Consider the following 5956-nt stretch of genomic DNA (forward strand, 5'->3'; position numbering starts at 1 on the left):
AGCTCCACTCACAAAGACGGTGTCGAAAAAGTCAGTGTGGTCTATGACAACGACACCGTCATACCTACCCAAGCAAATCATATCTTCACTAATGTCCTAACTAACAGCATAGGGGAGACCACCAACTACCGCTATAGGTACAAGAATGGCGAGGCACAGCTATTATCTGTGACAGGGGCAGGGTGTGTCACTTGCGGCCCCACCAATGTGAGCTATGAGTATGATAGTGCAGGACGGGTGACGAAAACCAGTAAGCTTGATGACAACGGTCAAGTCATCGCATCAATGTCAACGAGCTATGACACGCTTGGCCGTACGATCAAGATCACTCAGACAGATAAGACAAAGGAGGACAACCAGCAAACGTGGCTGGCTTACAGTTATGACAATGCAGATTATCCGATGCAGCCGACCGCCATCACTCGTCCTAGTGTGGTTGAGGGTAAGATCTCACAAACGAGCTTGACCTATGATAAGTCAGGGAATGTTGTGGCTATGACTGAGAGTGGGTTTCGGCCTGCAACAGCGAGCAGTCGACTACAGCCCATTAGTCGTACAACCCGTTACCGTTATGAGACAATCAATGGCAGGCAGCAACTGGTAGCCACTGATGGGCCTCTACAAGGCAATCAAGATACAACCCGCTATCAATACGATGATCAAGGTCAGCTTATTCAAATTGATTATCCTGAAAATATTACCGAACACTTCACTTATCAAACCATTGCTGGACAAAGTCTACTGACTGCACATACCGATGGGGATGGTGTAGTCACTAAGATGGAATACGACAGCAAAGGTCAGGCTGTGTCTATACAGCGCGGTGACCAATCCGTAAAGCTCGCTTATGATCATAGACAGCGGCCTGTAAAATGGACAAACCAGCTTAACCAAACCATTACCGCTATTTATGACGATAGCCAGCAGCAAGTCATCTATCAGCTGTATGACGGTCAGCAGATTGTCAACCAATATGATACCGAAGGTCAGCTGGTAAATCGTCAATGGCTTGATGGCAAAGGTAAGGTGCTGATTGACCCCATGGCTATGCAATATAATGACGACATTCTCAAGCGTACAACAGACACCACTGATCAAAAAACTATCGCAAGCGTTATACAAGCACCAGATAGCAACCTAGCCATGACTAACGCTCAAAGCCTATACTCTGAGAATAAAGAAGACAGCGCTCAAGTACTATTTAATCCCGCTGATAATTTGCTAAATGCTGATGCCACCATTGAGATTGAAACCAATCTGCTTGGCAAGATCAAACAGATTGTACTGCCAGAAGGGGCGACCTATGAGCGAGTATATGACGACTTTGGACGTATCATCTATGCTAAAGATGCCAACACAGGTGAATCAATAATAGAGTATGACCTAAACGATCAACCAACGCTCATAAAAAGCGCAACCACTAAGCAAATTGCCAGCTATGATAATATCGGCAGACTTACTGCTAATAATCATTGCGAATTAAATAGTGATAACGGCGTAAATAAACAAAACTGTGAAAACGTTGACTATAGATATAATGGTGCACATTTAAGCCAAATAATTGATCCTACCCAAACCACCAACTACAGCTACGATACTCAAGGACGTGTAACCGTAGAGTCCGTACAATTTAAAGACAGCCAAAAGCAATGGCAAACTGAGTATCAGTATGATGATAAGGGAAGGATAGACAAGGTAGGTCTGCCAGAAGGCGCTACCCTCAGCTATCTATATGATGACATTAGCAACCCAATTGCACTTATGTATCAAGCTCCAGCTCAAGGCTGGTTTGAGAGTTTAATTCGCAAGATAAAGCCTGATCATAATAGCATCGCTCTTATCTCGAACATCGAGAGCGACAGTGCCCGCGGCTTACTATCATTTACTCACAGTAACGGAAAAAGTGCCAGTGCCGATTATGACAAAGCAGGACGGCTGACTACATGGACGGATGGGAACTATAAAAAGAGACTAACCTATAACGAAGCTGATCAAATCATTGCTACCAATAGTCAGCAAGGTGATAAAAAGATCAGCCAGCAGCTAAGCTACAACACATATGGCGAGCTTATCAGCGTAACAAATAGCGATAACAACCAAACTACCCAATATCAATATGACCTGAATGCCAATAGACTAGGATTTAGTAGTCCTAAAGCTCAAGCTGATTATAAGTATAAAGCGGGAACCGATCAGTTATTAAATATCTCTGCAACAATGAATGATAATAAGCAAGAAAGCAGTTATCGCTACGATGCTGTGGGCAATCCTACCCTTATTAGCGTTCAGCAAGGACAAGAGAGTAAAACTCAACGTCAATTTAGCTATGGTGCGAGAGGTCAGCTCACTCAGCTTACCGATAACGACCAAAGTACTCAATATCGTTATAACTATGCCATGCAGCGAGTCAGTAAAACTACAGCAGACCGAGAACAGCGTTATCTATGGCAACAAGGATTACTAGACGCTGAGATTGAGGTCAATGACAACCAAGAGACCTTAACTCGTCGCTATATTTATATTGGCTTAAGACCGATTGCGATGATTGACTATGATGTAGATAACAACGCCAGCATCTATACAGTACATACGGATCATCTCGGCACACCGCAGCAATTGAGTGATAGCAAACAACAAACCGTATGGCAGGGAGAGTATGATGCCTTTGGTCAGGTGACGGTGAAAGCCGCTTCGCAAAACATAACACAAGACATGCAAGCCAAGCAAAAGGGTTGGTTACCGTCTCTAATCAACAGCGCCAATGCGGCAGAGTCGGTGACCAGCAAGCCGTTTGAGTTTAATTTAAGATTTGCCGGACAGTATGAGGATAGTGAGAGTGGTTATTACTATAATTGGCACCGCTACTACAACCCTGAAACAGGACGGTATTTAACGAGTGATCCTATTGGACTGAACGGTGGGTTGAATACTTATAGTTATGCGGGACAGAATCCTGTTAGCTTTGTGGATCCGTGGGGGTTGCTGACTTATGATCCCAGCATTAGAGAATTTTCTTTAGATGCTGGAGATACTTTAAGAACTATTTCAAAAGAATTCGGTATATCTGTGAATCAGTTGGCTAGAATAAACTTGAGTTTATTCGAAGGTAATAATATCAGTAATAAGTTTAAGAAAAATGCTTTTAAAGTCGGTACTATAATCAAAGCACCAAACAGCAAAAGTATAAAAGCGTTTAAAATAGCTGTAGGGTATATAGGTTCCACTGAGTATGCTTATGCTGTTGAAAATGGTGATTTCTCTGCTGGTTCAAATAAATGTAATTTATTTATTTATGACGTATTAACAGAAGCAGGCTATTCAGCGCCTGTTAGGAAAAGATTTGGAATCACAAGAGGACCAGCGACAGCAGGTGCCCTAGCACAAGATGATATACCTAATACAAGATTAGTTTCATTGAGTAACGCTAAAATAGGTGACGTTATGTCATGGGCAGTAGATTATGCGGATGCTACTGGACACACTACAATTTATACAGGAAAGGTTAATATTCTAGGCCGTAATAGTAGCGACAATAGTACATCTAGAAATCCAGGTCAGTTAGGTACGATAGGTGCAGGGGAAGCAAGTGTTAATTATAGAAGACTTGGAGAAGAGGCCATGGGTCACTACACATTAGATACCGCAAAGATTCGTAGGATTGAAGAATGAAACTAAAAACTAGAAAAAGTATTAAGACTAGTATTATGGCTATTATAATCGTTCTTATACTAGCTGCTTGTCAACAGAAACCCAACTGTAAGTTGAAAGGTGTTGTTATTAATGAAGATATCGTTGGCACTACTAGAAACGATATATTACATAAACTTGGTCAGCCTACAAATTCTGATATAGAAATCAAAGGATTCGATGAATTTGCATTCACTGAGCGTAATAAAGAATACGCCATAGTATTAAGATATGAAATGAAAGATAGCGTTTATTATGTTTCAAGTCAAAAGTGTATTAAAGTTAATCCTAGTCTTGAATTATTTGGTTACGTAATATGGCATTAGAGAGATTAGAATGAGATTGTCTGGCAAGGGGAGTATGATGCCTTTGGTCAGGTGACGGTGAAAGCTAATCCAAAAAACAATACGCAAGATATGCAAGCAAAGCGAAAGGGTTGGTTATCGTCTTTAATGAATAGCGCCAATGCGACAGAGTCAACAACTACTGAACCGCTTGAGTTTAATCTACGCTTTGCAGGTCAGTATGAGGATAGTGAGAGTGGTTATTATTACAATTGGCATCGTTATTATAATCCTGAAACAGGGCGCTACTTAACCAGTGATCCCATCGGGCTTAGTGGTGGATGGAACACTTACGTTTATGCTGAACAAAACCCTGTGCAGCTTGTAGATCCATGGGGACTAAGTACAATAGTTGAAAAAGAGGGGTCATTACTCAAAGTAGTAGGAGCATATAAAGATGGTGATGTCAATATCTATCAAAACATTTCTAAAGGTAATAGCTGTACACAAAAAATCGTTGGAAAAACAATATTTGATGATGCTTTTATTAGTCCTGATACAGGAAAGCCTGTAGGCATAGTTTATATGAATGAAAGTATTGAAGATCATATATATAAGCTTAATACTCAGGCATGGTCAGAAAGTATATTTACGGTCTTTGCTTTCAAAAGCATTCCAGGAGGTGAGTATGATATTAAAGCAAATTATGGAGAGCATTTGTCTTATCATGGATTTTTATTTAAAGGACGATATATCACTTTGAGAGAAGGAGGTAATATATTGGCAGGAATGAATGCAGCGGTTAAAGGCTTGTCGTATGATGAGTTTCAACAGGCAAGTGGCGCACTACATTTAGGTGGACTTACAGGTTTAACTAAACATCTAACGTTTGGAACACTTTATGGAAAAGGACCTAAATATGGTGAAAACGATTATCAATATCTCAGAAGTCAATATGGGTACAATTTGGGAATAAAAAGAATTGAAGAAAATATTAAGCCAGTTAGTCAGGTTAATAAAAAATGAAAACTAATTTTAAAGGTAAATTATCTATAATTATACTAATAATTGTACTATCTCTACTTATAATCAAAACTATAGAAGTATTAAATCCAAAGAAAGTTGCAAGGTACTGTATAGATGATAAGTGTATTACTGTAGTAATACAATATCATAGGGTAATAAGTGGTGGGGATAGTCAAATAAGAATATATAAAAGGAAAGTAAGCACACGTTATCTATTAAATTTTGGTAGCTATGCTGAGTTTCCTATAGAAACACATTTTTTGATATCAAAAAATCTAGTTAATCAAAAGTTTTTAATTTCTAGTCAAGTATTACCTGATATAAAAGGTAACCTTGAAGATGAAATCATTTTTGATGAATTGAAATATTATTCAGAAGGTGATAATGAAAATATTGGGTCATTTGATTTAGATTATAGTAATTTTTAGATTGATAAAATCCAGTTGAACAACTCATAGATTTGACGCCAAAAGTAGATCTGACCCCTGCCGTCAATCCCGTAGACATAAACTTGGGAGATTTTAGTTACGCAGCTTGACGATAATAATCAAACCACACCTGTCTTGGCGATTGATAGCCCAAACCCTTTTGAATCCTCGTCTGATTGTAGTACAGCTCGATATAACTGATAATATCATTGATGGCTGTGAACCTTGTTTTATAGTCTTGATGATATACCAGCTCATTCTTTAATACGCCCCAGAAGCTTTCTATCGGAGCGTTATCGAAACAGTTGCCTTTGCCGCTCATTGAGCCTATAAATTGATGCTGCTTAATGGTCTTGTGGTAGGCGTGACTGCAATACTGGCTGCCTCTATCAGAATGCACAATTAGCCCCTTGCTTGGGCGTTTATTCTTAATTGCCATGTTAAGCGCACGACATCGGAGTTTTTCAAGGTAGTTGTCACCATCAAGCTAAATTAAGCGGCTTGTAATCTTTGCTGTTGTTGCTCTTTTAC

The 5956-nt window shown here is 39.7% G+C and carries 4 protein-coding genes and 1 pseudogene; 4 read left to right on the forward strand and 1 reads right to left on the reverse strand.

Annotated elements, in window-relative coordinates; translation table 11 throughout:
* The 4 genes from FOR85_RS12280 to FOR85_RS12295 all read left to right on the forward strand — a co-directional run.
* Positions 1 to 3669 (forward strand): RHS repeat domain-containing protein (locus FOR85_RS12280; protein WP_144298142.1); only part of this gene is annotated, 3669 nt, incomplete at its 5' end.
* The gene (locus FOR85_RS12285; RefSeq protein WP_144298143.1) at positions 3666 to 4013 is read left to right on the forward strand and encodes a hypothetical protein; all 348 of its coding nucleotides are present in this window, start codon (positions 3666 to 3668) and stop codon (positions 4011 to 4013) included. The genes FOR85_RS12280 and FOR85_RS12285, both read left to right, overlap by 4 nt.
* A 57-nt stretch (positions 4014 to 4070) precedes the next feature.
* Positions 4071 to 4997: an RHS repeat-associated core domain-containing protein gene (locus FOR85_RS12915; protein ID WP_263390495.1), complete on the forward strand. Its 927-nt coding sequence runs from the start codon at positions 4071 to 4073 to the stop codon at positions 4995 to 4997.
* Positions 4994 to 5425 carry a hypothetical protein gene (locus FOR85_RS12295; RefSeq protein WP_144298144.1) on the forward strand — a complete coding sequence of 144 codons (432 nt, stop codon included), beginning with the start codon at positions 4994 to 4996 and terminating at the stop codon, positions 5423 to 5425. Before FOR85_RS12915 ends, FOR85_RS12295 begins: the two co-directional genes overlap by 4 nt.
* Positions 5426 to 5522: 97 nt before the next feature.
* On the opposite strand, the pseudogene FOR85_RS12300 reads toward FOR85_RS12295, so the two are convergent.
* A pseudogene (locus tag FOR85_RS12300) lies at positions 5523 to 5885 on the reverse strand (IS3 family transposase); the annotation flags it as partial.
* Between the last annotated feature and the right edge of the window lie 71 nt (positions 5886 to 5956).

Origin of the sequence: Psychrobacter sp. YGAH215 (assembly GCF_007280595.1) — a bacterium.
GTDB classification, from domain to species: Bacteria; Pseudomonadota; Gammaproteobacteria; order Pseudomonadales; family Moraxellaceae; genus Psychrobacter; species Psychrobacter faecalis.

Bases quoted from the DNA above. Each gene is read 5' to 3' on its own strand.
- FOR85_RS12285 (WP_144298143.1), top strand. From the start codon at position 3,666: ATGAAACTAAAAACTAGAAAAAGTATTAAGACTAGTATTATGGCTATT.
- FOR85_RS12295 (WP_144298144.1), top strand. From the start codon at position 4,994: ATGAAAACTAATTTTAAAGGTAAATTATCTATAATTATACTAATAATT.